Genomic DNA, 14,080 nt, shown 5'->3' on the forward strand with positions numbered 1-14,080 from the left:
TCGTTCTTCCATACTGTTCGCCTGCTATCCAGTTCGCCAGTTATAAAGCAATCCTTATCTATTTCCTTTAAAGCCTTTAGAAGCAGTACCGATTCTCGATTTTAAGCGTGTAGAAACAGACGTTGCGCGAATACGACCAACCACTGTCCAGAAAATAATAAATTGAGTAATGAGTAAGGTCAGCATCTTAAAGGAACCTCATTTCTAACGGCTTTGACTGCTTGGTTTTTCGCCTTTTATGAATATAAATAAACACTAATTTTATAACTATGATTGTCATGACTAACTCGATGAAGAACAAAGGAGCGCTTATTCTACAAATTGAATGATATTAGGCATCACAGAAGACTTATATATCAGTTATAAAAATATAAACAAAAAATAAAGTAATACCTATCAATAACTTATTACTAATAATCCATATCGACAATGTTTGTGGAAATCAAAAAGACTTCTATTCATTTCTCGTATTATAAAACGATAATCGTTTGATGATGCGCACACTCAAGCAACGATACACAATAACGGCTCATCACAATTGAGGTCGTTATGCCGAACTTTCTAGTCCACATTTTTAATACACTAAAGCAATATGATTTGCTGCTTGCCCTTGTATTTATTCTTGCCTATTGGCTTCTCAAGCGCTTTATTTCGACGACCGTTATCAACCTTGCACAGGTAAAGTCTGTCGCGACGACACGCACAATGTTCATCATTCGCTGCTTCAACATTTTCTCGTTCATACTGTTGTTTGCGACCTATATCATCGTCAGTGGGATTGGCTATGGAAACTTCACCATTTTCATCTCGTCCTTGGTGACCGTTTTTGGCGTCGCTTTCATCGCCCAATGGTCAATTCTCAGTAATATCACCGCGAGCTTTCTGATCTTCTTTGTATTCCCTTACCGAATTGGCGACTCAATAATTGTTGCAGATGGGGATGATATCGAAGGAAAGATCCTTGAGATTAAGATGTTTCATACTCTAATCAAACACCCAAGCGGTAACTTAATTGCTTACCCGAATTCTCTGCTATTGCAGAAAAGCGTAACTAAGGTATTAAAAAAGAACTCTCCACGTGCAGAAAGGCCTCGGTAACCAAGGCCTTGTCATGTAATAGAGAAACAAAACGCGCTATTTGGGTTTCGATTGCTGTTTCTAGTGCGATTGCTATTTCTAATGCGATTGCTAATTCTGCTACTACCGCTTTTATCTGCTTTTAACTTTCACTATTTACCGTCGACGTCGAGTTTGACGCCCTGAAGTTGTTCAATCAGTTTGTCTAAATTACTGTCAAAGAACAGCGGACCAGCTAACGTCAATGCAGTCGGTGAAGAGGTATTTTGTGTCGCTTGCAGATACAGCTCTTTGGCACCCGTGATATGGCCACGTGCCTCTTCTGCTTTAGCCATTAACAGGTAAGTCAAAGGGGTATGTTGATTATAAGGAATCGACAACAAAATCTGTAACGCCTTATCAGGATCACTTTGAGACAGCGCTAATATTGCGTTCGCTTCACAAACACGAGGATTGTTTCCTCGCTTGAGAATGGCAGACAAAGACGAGGAATATTGCTCGTTCAACGCTTTAATTCTAGGTTGAATATTTTCCTCATCTTTAGAGAAAACCGCCAACACTTCACTGATATAGCTCACCGAAATAGCATAAGCGTTATCTGGAGCCAGTGCTCTGGCCTCTCGAAAATACTTAAGCGCCTTATCAAAATCCACGGTGCTATAAGAAACCCCAGTCGCAGACATCAGCGCCTTGACCGACTCTTTATCCTGTGGGAACACAGAAATATTGCGCTGTAACTCTTCTTCAGGCACATCGATATACATAGCGCGCAATAGATCATCGATCATCGCTGGAAACGTTTCATGGAAACGAGCAAAGTTGGTGGAATAACGACGATTTAAATGCACGCCTCCCGACGCTCGATTAACATACTTCACCAATAAACGAGTTTTCTTGCCGTCACTGCTTTTCGCCGTTGAGATATTAAACTCAATCGCGGCCAACTTCTTATGCTCATCAGACTTAACTACTCTGATATTGCTATAAAAACCAATATGTTCAATCAGTTTAATTACGATTCCATAGAGCTCTGGCTGCGCCTTAACTTCTTCCGTTACATTCAGTACAACATAACGAAATTCATAATGACTTAATGAGTGAGTCGAGCTTGCTTGCGAAGGACTTTGTTTGTTCTGAGAAAACCACATATATGATGATTGTAAAACGATGACAACAGCCAAAAACGCCAGTATGTAATGCAGTTTTCTACTTCTTGGAGAATTTTCTGATGGCTTTACATAGCCCTCTTCTCGGCCTTCTCTTTCGACAAACTCTTGGCTTTCAGGCGCTGATTGGCGTCCATTAACATCAAGCTGATCTGGTTTTTGGAGAGTTGGTTTTTGGAAATCAGGTTTTTGGAGCTCTACTTTCTCAACTCTCACTTCACCATCAAATCGGTAACCACGCTTTGGAACGGTAACAATATAACTGCTTGTCCTTTTACTGTATGTTTTCAGAACTTTTCGTAGTTCAAATACCGCTTGGGTGACAACTTGATCGGTTAATACACTGCCATTCCAAACCTCTTCAATTAACTCATCACGCGTATGAGTCAACCCTGGGTTCAAACATAAGAACTCAAGCAACTTAGTGAGGCGGTTATCAATCGTAATACACGAACCTGCAAACTGAATCTGCCCTTCGTTAGGCATAAACTGCCACTCATCTACGATAAAACTGATGTTTTTCTCAAGCATTCACGTTCACTCACTCTCTATGGCTCTTCTTATCGTCTAAACATAGCTCCAATCCAATGATTTTGCTGATAATTTCGACCAGTTGTGTGTAATTTTTCACAATTTTCGTTTCAGCCGACATCATTCATAAGCATTTCCATAAAATTCACGGCGGTTATTGTGAAAACTCAGAACAAGCAAAAATTAATACGAGTTACCCCAAAATTTTCTCAACAAAAATAGAGCCTAACTAACTGTAATAGTTAACTTTATATTTTCTTGATATTGAAGTTATGAAACTTTATGAACTGGTGAGCTTTACGTTATGTCAGCGAATCACAAAATCTGCATGATAGCTCCACACCGCAAGTGAGGGGCGACATGCAAACGAGAGAAAGGCATAACGTTCCCTGTAGTCACTTGCAATAAGGACATAAGAATTGATGTAGACACATCACCCGCTGACGGACTAGGGAACATTAGTTAACCTTTATATTAAGAGCTTTAAACCATGAAACTGAACAAATTTATTCTTCCTATCGCTGCTATCTTCTTTGTAACTCAAGCAAGCGCTGACCCATACATTGGTGCTAGCTACCTATATTCTGAGTACCAAGCTGAAAGCGACAATACAGATTTCAGTGATGAGAATAGCGGTTACAGCCTCTACATAGGCTACCAGATTAACGACCTACTATCGGTTGAAGCTGGATACGCGGATTTTGTTGATACACACAAAGACTTCGAACACATTTATTCAGATGCATGGTTAGCAAGTACAAAACTAACACTACCTATTACGATTTTTGACGTATACGGTCGTCTAGGTATCGGTCACTTCCAAAGTAACCTAGGTGATACAGACGACATTTACTACGGTGTGGGTACGGGTGTTACTCTAGGTCCTGTTCGTGTTGCACTGGAATACACAATGTACGAAGCAAAAATCGTAGACAACAGTTACGCACTCAGTGCTGAATTCCGCTTCTAATAGGGTAAACATTAAGGCTCCCTAGCCTTCCCTACACAATGAACACCATCAAGCCTCTGACATACCATCAGGGGCTTTTTGCGTTGAATTTGAAACCGAACATGATGGAGAAGCGAAACGAGCACTGTTTACTTCGAATTATAAGACGTAGAAGAGACTTGAGGCTTAACCGTTTGAAATTGGAGTTTTTTTCAAACCTTACTATAACCTTATTGTTAAGCTAATTGTCGCCTAATAACAAAGAGGAAATTTTTATTTAAGTAGGCCTCGAATTTTATATACCTAATTTCGTTAGCTCTAATCAGTGCTGTAAAAATATGTAAATTCAATTTTCAATTTAATTCTCATTGATACTCTATACCTTGTTTTCCCTTTACCTATCTACGCTTTTTTCAACACACTTCATAAGAAGGAATTTATGAAAATACCCCTACTCAGGTTTGTTGTTTTAATGACATTGATAATGAACTCAGTTCAGGCGGAAGATAAACTTACTGCTACTATCATTGGATCTGGCTCGCCTATTTACAATGAAAATCGCGTGAGCTACGCAATAGTCGATACCGGACAAAGAAAATCATACAACAATAATGCAGTGATACCATCTCCAGTTAGTGGGAATGATTTTTATGGTCAGGATTCCAACTACAGCTCGAACCAACCTTCATACACAGACAATAATGATGGCACTATCACCGATAATGTTACCGGCTTAATCTGGCAAAAACACATGGGGGAAAAGCTTAGTTACGATGAAGCATTGCTCAAAATAAGCAGTCTGAATTTGGCAGGTCATGATGACTGGCGCATTCCTACCATTAAAGAACTCTATTCACTTATTCAGTTCTCAGGTCAAGTTAAAGGGCAAAAAGCGATCACATCTTTCATTGATACGAGTTTCTTTAACCAACCTCTCGGTAATACACAGATTGGTGAGCGAGAAATTGATGCACAAACTTGGTCCAGTACTGAGTATGTTGACAAGACCATGAAAAATGATGATACGGTTTTTGGGGTTAATTTTGTTGATGGTCGTATCAAAGGTTACCCAAAGTTTAACCCTCGCACCAAAGAGCCGAATAAAATGTACTTTAGGTTTGTTAGAGGGAATAAGGTCTACGGTAAAAACAACTTTATTGATAACAATAATGGCACCATCACCGATTTAGCGACAGGTTTAACTTGGCAACAGGAAGACAGCAAAGTAGGTTTGAATTGGCAAGAAGCACTAGAGTATTCAGAAAACCTAACATTAGCAGACCAGACTGATTGGCGTTTACCGAATGCAAAAGAGTTACAAAGCATTGTGGATTATACTCGCTCGCCTGAATCCTCTAACTCAGCAGCCATCGACCCTATTTTCTACACATCTCCAATAACAAATGAAGCTGGTGAAAAAGACTACCCTTATTATTGGAGTTCAACCACTCACCTTGATGGCCCCACCCCAGAGTCTGGCGCAGTTTATGTGTCTTTTGGTAAAGCTTTGGGTCAAATGCATGGGAACATAATGGATGTACACGGTGCGGGTTCCCAGCGTAGTGACCCTAAAGCGGGCCAACCGATGTCACGAGGTCCACAAGGCGATTATATTCGGGTTGATAATTATGCGCGTAGTGTAAGAGGCGGTTATGAAGACTCCTCGGATCAAGCTAACACACCACCTCAAGCTGAAAAGATCAACGAATATACTACGAGGGGTGCAAGTGTAAGCAGCCAAGTTCGCTCAGGAAGTCAAACTCATAACCACAATAAAAACCAAAACCAGAGCAATAAGTTCATCAATCGATTGGATAAAAATGGTGATGGAAAAGTATCATCTTCTGAATTTAAGGCAGGCACCAAGCGTTTTAATCATTTAGATAAAAATAAAGATGGTTATATCACAGTAAATGAAGCACCGACGGCCCCCGACACGCCGCCAATAACAGGCGACATTTGGCTGCCTCACCATAAGATGTATTGATGACTAATTAGCCGGCGCCTTAACCTGCTGGCTTTTTTCATGCTTAACGCAAGGCTTCCCATCAGTACACCGGAACTTAATATCATCTATTTAAAATCCAAATAGTTCTGCCGTAAAACAGCCATATTTTGATATCGTATAGGACAACCATAATTTGATATTTTTGTGAATCGAATATGTCAGTAAAGCTACTGCGGTGAGAAAGTTACTTTAAGTATTCCGGCACAAACACCTCGTCACTCCTCATTCGCGGAGCTTCATCCTTTGTCTAAACGCCAACAGCGCGAGCAAAGTTTTGGACAAAAACGTGTCAGCGACTTTCCTAAATTAGGATTTAATGGATTACTTTTTGTATCACAAGACCTCTAGTCTAGTTATAAAATTTGCGCAGCCACAACACTCACAACCTTAGATTAAGCCGATTTGCCGGCGATGAACCCCACAGTTATAGGCTTATGTTGGTAGCTCTACTCGCACTAACAATCCTGCCTGCTGATTACTTAATTCAACATTACCACCGTGACTGCGGATGATGTTTCGAGCTATCGCCATCCCTAAACCTGTTCCACCTGTTTCTCGGTTGCGTGAGGTTTCTAGACGATAAAACGGTTCGAATACTTGCTCAAACTTCTCTTCTGGTATGCCATCGCCACTGTCTTGAATCTCGATAACTAATGAACTTTGAACAGGCGTGGAAAATGACACCTCGGCGTGAGCGCCATACTTTGCACCGTTTTCAATCAAATTTCTTAACGCACGCTTAAGGCTTACTGGACGGCATGATAGTGTCGCTGAGTCAGACTCATTAAACTCAACCGAATAACCTACTCCAACCAAGTCTTCACATAGGCTACCTAAAAAGGCATTCACCTCAACGGGCTTTGTCGCTTCTGTGTCTGAGGATTGTTTCATGAATGTGAGGGTCGACTCTGACATCAACTGCATCTCTTCGAGTGTTTTTAATAGGGCATCACGGTCGTCACTGTCTGGCATCATCTCCACGCGCAGGAGCATACTGGTGATGGGGGTGCGTAAATCATGAGATAGCGCGGCAAGTAACCTAGCTCTATCTTCTCCAAAGAGCTGAACTCGTTGATTCATTTGGTTAAAAGCACGAATAGTCTCGGTGATGTCGTCTGCCCCCCGTTCTAAGATAGGTTCGACCACTTCACCTCGCCCTAGCTGCTGAGATGCTTGAGACAAGAACTGTAAAGGCTTGGTGATTTTTTTAATCATCACAGCAATACATGCCAGTGTCAGCAGTGTCGCAAGGGCAAAAAAGGTCATCCCTTGTTTTATAGCAATGGCACTCAGCGTTGAAGAAGTGGCATTGAGTTGTAACCAACGATCGTTTTGTAGATGCACAGCAATTCTTAGTTCGGTTAATGCCTTATCGTTACGCTCATTGGCGTTCTGGAGTGCGCCAGACATCAACATAGGCTGACGCTCTTGTTTGACCCACACTCGACCCTGATAGTTTTGACCAAGCGCAGCCGTAATTTTGTTTACAACGGCCTGTTCTGACTCATTCATGATCACACTGGTTAGATCCATGCGTTTCTGAGTGCTGTAACGGACATAATCATTATTGAGCGGGTTAAGAATCGAGCCATAGTCTTGCTCTCCTTCTGCTCGCTCAAGTGTTTCTACAACCGTGACAAACTTTTGAATCTGCTGGCTCTCATTGACTTCGGAAATCGCGCCGCTGTAGATCACACTCAAAATACCAAAGGTGACAATTTGAGCGAGCAACAGCACACTGAGTACCGCAAGCAGCATTTGAGAAAACAGACTACGCCCTACCTTTTGGCTAAGGCGACTGATTAAATTTCGGACAAGATTTTCAGCAGGGTTTAACATTAATACTCGACCTTTTCGGTAAACATATATCCGCCACCCCAAACGGTTTTTATTAACGTCGGGTTCTTCGGATCAGATTCTATTTTTTTACGTAAGCGACTGATTTGGTTGTCAATGCTACGGTCAAACGGGTTTGCTTCCGCGCCTTTGGTTAAATCCATCAGCTGATCGCGGCTGAGAACTTGTCTTTCATGGGCTAAGAACGCCTTTAACAAACGAAATTCCGCCGCGCTTAACGCCACCAACAAACCATCATCACGGGTTAATTGATGCTGATGAATATCAAGCTGCCAACCGGGGAACTTAATCATGGAACTCTGCTGCTTTGGCGGTCCAGCATCGGCACTTTTTTCTACGCGCCTCAGTACAGCTTTCACACGAGCCAGTAGTACCCTAGGGCTAAATGGCTTGGTGAGGTAATCATCTGCCCCTAACTCCAAGCCAACCACGGTATCTGCATCTTCACTCATGGCGGTTAAGAAGATAAAAGGCGTGCTCTGTTTCTCTTGCAGCTCTTTACACAAGGTTAAACCGTCATCCCCGGGCATCATGATATCGAGGATCACCAAGTCAAATCTTTGCGTGGCAATCGCTGCTCGCATTTCATCACCGCCATTGGCTTCCACCACGGCGTATCCATGCTGAGAGAGGTAACGTCCTAATAGGGTTCGAATATCGTCGTGATCATCGACCACCAATATATGTTTATTCATTGCACACTCTTTGGTTTGTTATCGCGCGAGTTGAAGATGGCGATAACCACTGCTTCATGTCTTGTCCAACTCCTAGCATACAAGGAATGATGACAAGGGTAATCACTGTCGCAAACAAAATGCCAAACCCAAGCGAAATTGCCATTGGGATCATTAGCTGTCCCTCTTTCGATGTTTCAAAAATCATCGGTGCCAGTCCACAAAAAGTGGTCACAGTGGTCAGAAAAATTGGTCTGAAACGTCTTACTGCCGCATTGACGATCGCCTCTCGCCAACTTTCTCCGTCAACTCGGTAACGATTATAAGTGGTAATCAACATCAAGCTGTCGTTCACAACCACACCACATAACGCAATTACCCCTAAGATACTGATGATGCTCAGCGGATGGCCAAGAATCACATGCCCCAAAATCGCCCCCACTATGCTAAATGGGATCGCTGCCATCACAAGCAGTGGTTGGGTGTAACTCTGAAACGGTATTGCCAGCAACGCATAAATCACAATCAAGGCAAGTAAGCTCGATTTACCTAGTGCACTCATACTGCTTGCTGCATTTTTTTGCTGTCCACCTAAGCTGATTTTTAAGCTTGGATAGCGATGCTTAAGCTCAGTAAAGATACCTTGCTGTAATGATGCTACGAGCTGTGGTGTCTTACTTCGATCACCTACATCAGCGGTCACTTCGACTGAACGACGACCATCACGGCGTGTCACTTCAGATGGCGCTACACTGTGCGCCACATCTGCCACGCGAGAAAGCGGCACATAATGATCACTCGGTATTTGAATCATCAAATTGTGCAGATCTAACTCACTCTGGCGGTACTGCTCATCAAGTTGAACTTTCACCGCAACCTCATGAATACCTTGTTGCTGTTTTAGTGCCGTCACACCAAAAAAGGCGTGTCTTAATTGCTGTGAAATAGCATCTGCAGTTAGCCCCATCGCAAAACCAACCGAATTAATACTCACATCTAACTGGCTATTACCACTGGAAAAACTGCTCGAAATTTCACTCACTCCTGAAAAAGCATGCAATTCAGAGGTTAATAGCTCACTCGCTTCACGCAAAATTTGAGTATTTGCGTGATTCATTTGTACTGTTAATGCTGGACCGCCACCGGGACCACCGCCAGAAGTTGTATAGCGCATACTCTCTACACCGGTAATCTCACTGTTTTCTGCACGCCATAGATTCGCTATATCTCTAGTGCTGAGTGAACGCAGGCTTGGGTCGCCTAAGTAAAGTGAGACTCTCATTGTCGTGCCTTTGATCGATGTGGTTAACCCCGTAGCAAATTCGTCACCACCATTTTGTTCAACGATACGCTCAGCGCTCTGCTCTAATAATTTCGCGACCTCTTCCATGCGCGACTCTGCGGTTCCGTAAGGCAAGGTTGCGACCACTCGCACGCCATTCACTTCAAAACGAGGCATGAGGTAGAAGCCTAAACGACCACTGGTAAGCCATGCACCGATCAAAACCATCACTGCGATCGCCACAGAGAGTGATAGATACTTATAATTAATCACCGATTGTAGTGCTGGCTTGTACATTTGATGGATGAAATGTTGCAGTCTTCTATCGACAGAGCCTTGCCAGCTATCCAGTTTTTGGCCTATTTTTCCTTTTGGTTTATCTTTCATTCGCCCTAAATGAGCAGGCAGAATAAACAGCGCCTCAATCCATGAGATCGCAAAAACACTAATCACGACTAAAGGTGTTGCCGCTTGAAGTTTGCCAATTTGCCCTGGCAGTGTCAGGATCGGCAAAAACGCGACCATATTGGTTAAGATACTAAAGGTCAGTGGCACAGCAACGTCTTTCGCACCAAGGATCGCTGCTTTCATAAAGCTCATCCCTTGCTGGCGGCGGTGGTAGATGTTTTCACCCGCAATGATCGAGTCATCGACCACAATGCCCAACGCAATAATAAAGGCGAACATGGATACAGTGTTGATAGACACATCCATACCCGGTAGCAGTAACATTGCGCCAAGGAACGAGGTTGGGATGCCCATCGTCACCCAAAATGCGAGGCGATACTCCAAGAAAATACTCAGCATCACCAACACAAGCACCAATCCTAAGAACGCGTTCTTGAGTAGGATGCTCATCTGGTTGTAGTAGTTGATTGAGTCATCATCGGCAATCACAATGCTCACACCCGGGGGCAGATTCGTCTCGATTTCAGGTAAAACATCTCGAACTGCTTGAGAAACACCAACCGGCGTTTGCTGACCCACTCGATATACCGTTAACCCTGACGCAGGCTCACCGTTGTAGCGCATCTGATGACCATCATCATTGAGCCCATCTTCAACTGTCGCTACCGAGCCTAAGCGTACTGTGCTGCCGTTTTGTGTGGTTTTAATCGGAATAGCGGCAAAGTCTTGCGCGGTCTCTAAGCGTCCATGTACTCGCACGCTAATATCACCTGATACGGTTTCAATCTCACCGGCACCAAGGTCAAATGCGTGTGTTTTGATAGCGTTTGAGATGTCGTTTAACGTGAGGTTAAGCTTTTGCAATTGTTGATGGTCAACATTAACTTGAATCTCATGATCAAGATCTTGCTCTAGATCGATTTGGGTAATGCCCGACTCTTGCAATAAGCGCTGACGTACGCCTTCCGTCAAAGTGTGTAGAGCTTTTTTATCGACATTGCCATGCAAAACAATCTCCATCACATCTTTTTTACGGCTCTTAATATAGACGCGTGGCTTTTCTGCTTCTTGGGGCAAAGTCGATAAACGGTTGATCGCTTGCTCTACCTCTTGCAGCAAATAATTGACATCAAAACCATCAATCACCGTCATTGAAACAGATGCTTTGCCTGACTTTGATGACGACGTCAGTTCATCAATCCCTTCTAAACTGCGGATAGCATTCTCGATAGGAAGCACAACGCTCAAATCAATTTCGTCTGGTGCTGCACCTGAATATTCAACATCGACGATCACTTCATCCAGATCAAATGCCGGAGTGATCTCTTTTTTGATGTTCCAGCTCACCAGTAAACCGCCTAAGATAAGCATTAACATCAGTAAATTTGGCGTGACCTTATCTTTGGCCATCCATGCAATTGGGCTTCTCATCGGGCTTAGTTCTCTTGTTGGGGATTCTGAATAGTTTTAATCGCGGTTCTCAGTGGCATTCCCGATACAGGAGAGCCGAGATAAGAGCTCACCACTCGCTCGCCGACTTTTAGCTCATCGCCAATATAGGCTAAGGTGGCATTTCTAAACACTGGGGTTACGCTACGTATTTCAAGCTTGTTATCTTGATTCATGATCCAAACTTGGTTATCACTTCGCATCAGTTGATCGGGCAGCACACTCACGTTATCTAATGCCTTTCCCTTAAGGGTGATATCAAGCAAATCATTAATCATCACGCGCGGTTTGCGTCGATTTTCAGCTAACAGCGCCAATGGGTCGGAAATCCCAACCACCACTGAAACCATGCGAGACTGGCTATCCATGTTTGGTGCAATCGAGATCACTTCACCACTACGGGTTTGACCATTCCAATGTGAGCTTGTGATTGAAACAGAGCTGCCTTTGCCACTTTGATTGGCATACTCAAGCCACTGCATGCCCGCTTCTGACAGTTCAACTGTTAATAGAAAACGGTCAGTAGAGACTAATTGAAGTAAGTCACTGCTAGTCGAAACGCGGCTACCGATATGAACATTGCTTTGGATCACTTGCCCAGAAAATGGCGCTCTAATCTGAGTACGGGCAAGATCTAAGTCGGCTTTCGCAAGGTTCGCTTTAGCACGGTTTAAGTTCGCTTTTGCTGCTTCAAGCTGTGGTAAGCGCATCACTAAAGCACGTTCGTTTTCTGTTAGTTTATGACCTGTAAGTTGATACTCTTTCTTGGCAATACTCTGACGACCAAGTTCGAGTTTTAAATCAGACTCAGCTTCAATCACAGCGGCTTGCATCTCTTGGCGTGTGATCAAATACTCAGCATTATCTAACTCAATTAAACGTTCGTTGTTCTTGATCTGGCTTCCCGCGACAAGATTTGGCTTGATCGCAATCACTTGGCCCTCAACCTCCGAATATAACGAAATCATCTTATCTGCACTTACAGTCGCGAGCGCATTCAACTGAATATTAACGGTATTTTTTTCTACAAGGTAGGTATCCACTAATCGCTCAACTTTCACTGGTTTTGCGCGCTGGCTTTTTGGTGTCGATGCCATCAAATGCCACGCACTGCCACAAGCAAGCGAGAGAACAAGAATGGGTGCAACGACTTTTTTAAGGGTGGGGGTAGTGATTTTCATTAGTCCATATCCTGTTCTACTTATTGATCGTTTGTTTGGTTATCTACAGTATTTGATTCAAACGTATTCAGATTACCTGCTATCGAACGATGCAGAGCGATACGTAAAGCAAATAGGTTGCCTTGGCTCTCAACTTTGCTTTGTTGTAAGTCCAGTTCTGATTGCTGTGCGGTTAGCACTTGCAGAAAGTCCACGCTGCCGTTTTGATAGCGAAGCTGTTTGATTTGTGCTGTTTTTGAAGCCAGTGCTAAGCGCTGTTCAATATTATTTAGCTGAAGGTGTTCGCTTTGCTCTTGGGTTAACGCGGTTTCTACTTCACTGACAGCTTCGATGACTTTTTGGGTGTAGTTATTCAAACTCTCATTGAGTACAGCTCGCTGCTCTTCAATCGCAGCATCTCGCGAACCACCGTCAAGAATCGGTACTAAAATTGAGCCAGCTAACTTACTTACCCAATCGCTCATCAAGTCTGAAATGTTGGTTGAGCTTGAAAGCAGTGAAGCGGTAATTTGAATTTGTGGGTAACGATCCGCTTCTGCGACTACAACGCTTTGTTGCTGACTTTGCACCGAAAACCACGCTTGCTTCAAATCAGGTCTTTGATTGAGTAACTGCGCTGGGACACCAATATTTGGCATCGTTGGTAAGGTTGATAAACGTGGCAAGTCTGTCAGAGCAAAAGAGAGATCGCCAGTGAGTACCTTGAGTTGCAGCTCGATCACCTTTAACTCACTTTTAGCCGCCAGTAACTTAGCTTGTTGCGCTTGCTGTAATTGCTGCTGTTGCCAGATATCTTCAATATTGCTTTGTCCATATTGGTGATGTAGCGTCAGCATATTTAGTTGTTTATCAAGCACGGTTAATTGCTGTGAATACAACTCGAACAACGCGTTAAGAGTGACCGCTTGATACCAGCTCAATGCAATTTCAGAGCTCAATGTAATCGCTGCGACATCTAGCTCTTGTTGACTCGCAAGGTAGTCAAATTCCGCGGCTTGCTTGGTTGCAGACAGGCGAGACCATAAATCAAGCTCATAGCTCGCCATCACGCCAAATTGGAATGCGGTAGCTGAATCTGAAGATTGTGTCGTACGGTCAGCATTGAATGTAGCATCAAGCGTTGGTGATGAGCTCGCCCCTGCTTGTGTCGCTTTGGTAGCAGATTGCTGTAAACGGTTGATTGCTGCTTGAAAGCTGAAGTTATTACCTAAAGCTTGGGTGATTAAACGATCCAACTGAGGGGCATTGAATGCTCGCCACCATGCTGCCACCATTTCACTGTGATTAGCTTCATTATGACTATTTTGAATTGTCGTCGCGGTAAACTGCTGAGGAAGTGACTCCGACAATATAGGTGCAGGATCAGCAGGCATCGACGTAGAAGCACAACCTGCCAATATAGTACTTAAACTCGCAATTAGAATGGATGAACGCTGCATAGGTGATGGGCTCATTGATAAACAGTGCCGCCACTATACGAATCAAGCGTTGATATTAT

Annotated in this window: 9 protein-coding genes; 3 read left to right on the forward strand and 6 right to left on the reverse strand. The window is 43.3% G+C overall.

Annotation, left to right across the window (positions count from 1 at the left end; translation table 11 throughout):
* Window positions 1-549: 549 nt before the first annotated feature.
* Window positions 550-1,098, forward strand: a complete 549-nt coding sequence (locus tag ITG09_19565; GenBank protein ID UPR55122.1) for a mechanosensitive ion channel family protein — start codon at window positions 550-552, stop codon at window positions 1,096-1,098.
* A 131-nt stretch (window positions 1,099-1,229) separates the two neighbouring features.
* Here the strand turns inward: ITG09_19565 and ITG09_19570 are convergent, their stop codons facing one another.
* Window positions 1,230-2,774 carry a winged helix-turn-helix domain-containing protein gene (locus ITG09_19570; protein UPR55123.1) on the reverse strand — a complete coding sequence of 515 codons (1,545 nt, stop codon included), beginning with the start codon at window positions 2,772-2,774 and terminating at the stop codon, window positions 1,230-1,232.
* A 490-nt stretch (window positions 2,775-3,264) separates the two neighbouring features.
* Between ITG09_19570 and ITG09_19575 the strand changes: the two genes are divergently transcribed.
* Both ITG09_19575 and ITG09_19580 read left to right on the forward strand, forming a co-directional pair.
* Window positions 3,265-3,744: a porin gene (locus ITG09_19575; protein UPR55124.1), complete on the forward strand. Its 480-nt coding sequence runs from the start codon at window positions 3,265-3,267 to the stop codon at window positions 3,742-3,744.
* Window positions 3,745-4,162: 418 nt separating this feature from the next.
* Window positions 4,163-5,710 (forward strand): DUF1566 domain-containing protein, encoded by a 1,548-nt coding sequence (locus tag ITG09_19580; GenBank protein ID UPR55125.1) that lies wholly within the window; start codon window positions 4,163-4,165, stop codon window positions 5,708-5,710.
* A gap of 453 nt (window positions 5,711-6,163) precedes the next feature.
* On the opposite strand, the gene ITG09_19585 is transcribed toward ITG09_19580, so the two are convergent.
* From ITG09_19585 to ITG09_19605, 5 genes are read right to left on the reverse strand one after another with little or no spacing between them, the layout of a single operon-like run.
* Window positions 6,164-7,570, reverse strand: a complete 1,407-nt coding sequence (locus ITG09_19585; GenBank protein UPR55126.1) for a HAMP domain-containing protein — start codon at window positions 7,568-7,570, stop codon at window positions 6,164-6,166.
* The gene (locus ITG09_19590) at window positions 7,570-8,283 is read right to left on the reverse strand and encodes a response regulator (protein UPR55127.1); all 714 of its coding nucleotides are present in this window, start codon (window positions 8,281-8,283) and stop codon (window positions 7,570-7,572) included. Before ITG09_19590 ends, ITG09_19585 begins: the two co-directional genes overlap by 1 nt.
* Window positions 8,276-11,383, reverse strand: coding sequence for an efflux RND transporter permease subunit (locus ITG09_19595; GenBank protein ID UPR55128.1), 3,108 nt, complete (start codon window positions 11,381-11,383; stop codon window positions 8,276-8,278). The genes ITG09_19590 and ITG09_19595 overlap by 8 nt, the downstream gene beginning before the upstream one ends.
* 5 nt (window positions 11,384-11,388) lie before the next feature.
* Complete coding sequence (locus ITG09_19600) at window positions 11,389-12,582, reverse strand: efflux RND transporter periplasmic adaptor subunit (protein UPR55129.1); 1,194 nt, start codon at window positions 12,580-12,582, stop codon at window positions 11,389-11,391.
* A 20-nt stretch (window positions 12,583-12,602) separates the two neighbouring features.
* Entirely contained in the window at window positions 12,603-14,036 is a 1,434-nt protein-coding gene (locus ITG09_19605; GenBank protein ID UPR55130.1) for a TolC family protein, read from the reverse strand.
* Window positions 14,037-14,080: the final 44 nt, after the last annotated feature.

The sequence above is a fragment of the Vibrio cyclitrophicus genome, assembly GCA_023206055.1.
Lineage (GTDB): Bacteria > Pseudomonadota > Gammaproteobacteria > Enterobacterales > Vibrionaceae > Vibrio > Vibrio cyclitrophicus_A.

Coding starts and splice junctions, on each gene's coding strand:
- ITG09_19565 (UPR55122.1), top strand. CDS start 550: ATGCCGAACTTTCTAGTCCACATTTTTAATACACTAAAGCAATATGAT.
- ITG09_19590 (UPR55127.1), bottom strand. CDS start 8,283: ATGAATAAACATATATTGGTGGTCGATGATCACGACGATATTCGAACC.
- ITG09_19595 (UPR55128.1), bottom strand. CDS start 11,383: ATGAGAAGCCCAATTGCATGGATGGCCAAAGATAAGGTCACGCCAAAT.
- ITG09_19570 (UPR55123.1), bottom strand. CDS start 2,774: ATGCTTGAGAAAAACATCAGTTTTATCGTAGATGAGTGGCAGTTTATG.
- ITG09_19575 (UPR55124.1), top strand. CDS start 3,265: ATGAAACTGAACAAATTTATTCTTCCTATCGCTGCTATCTTCTTTGTA.
- ITG09_19605 (UPR55130.1), bottom strand. CDS start 14,036: ATGAGCCCATCACCTATGCAGCGTTCATCCATTCTAATTGCGAGTTTA.
- ITG09_19585 (UPR55126.1), bottom strand. CDS start 7,570: ATGTTAAACCCTGCTGAAAATCTTGTCCGAAATTTAATCAGTCGCCTT.
- ITG09_19600 (UPR55129.1), bottom strand. CDS start 12,582: ATGAAAATCACTACCCCCACCCTTAAAAAAGTCGTTGCACCCATTCTT.
- ITG09_19580 (UPR55125.1), top strand. CDS start 4,163: ATGAAAATACCCCTACTCAGGTTTGTTGTTTTAATGACATTGATAATG.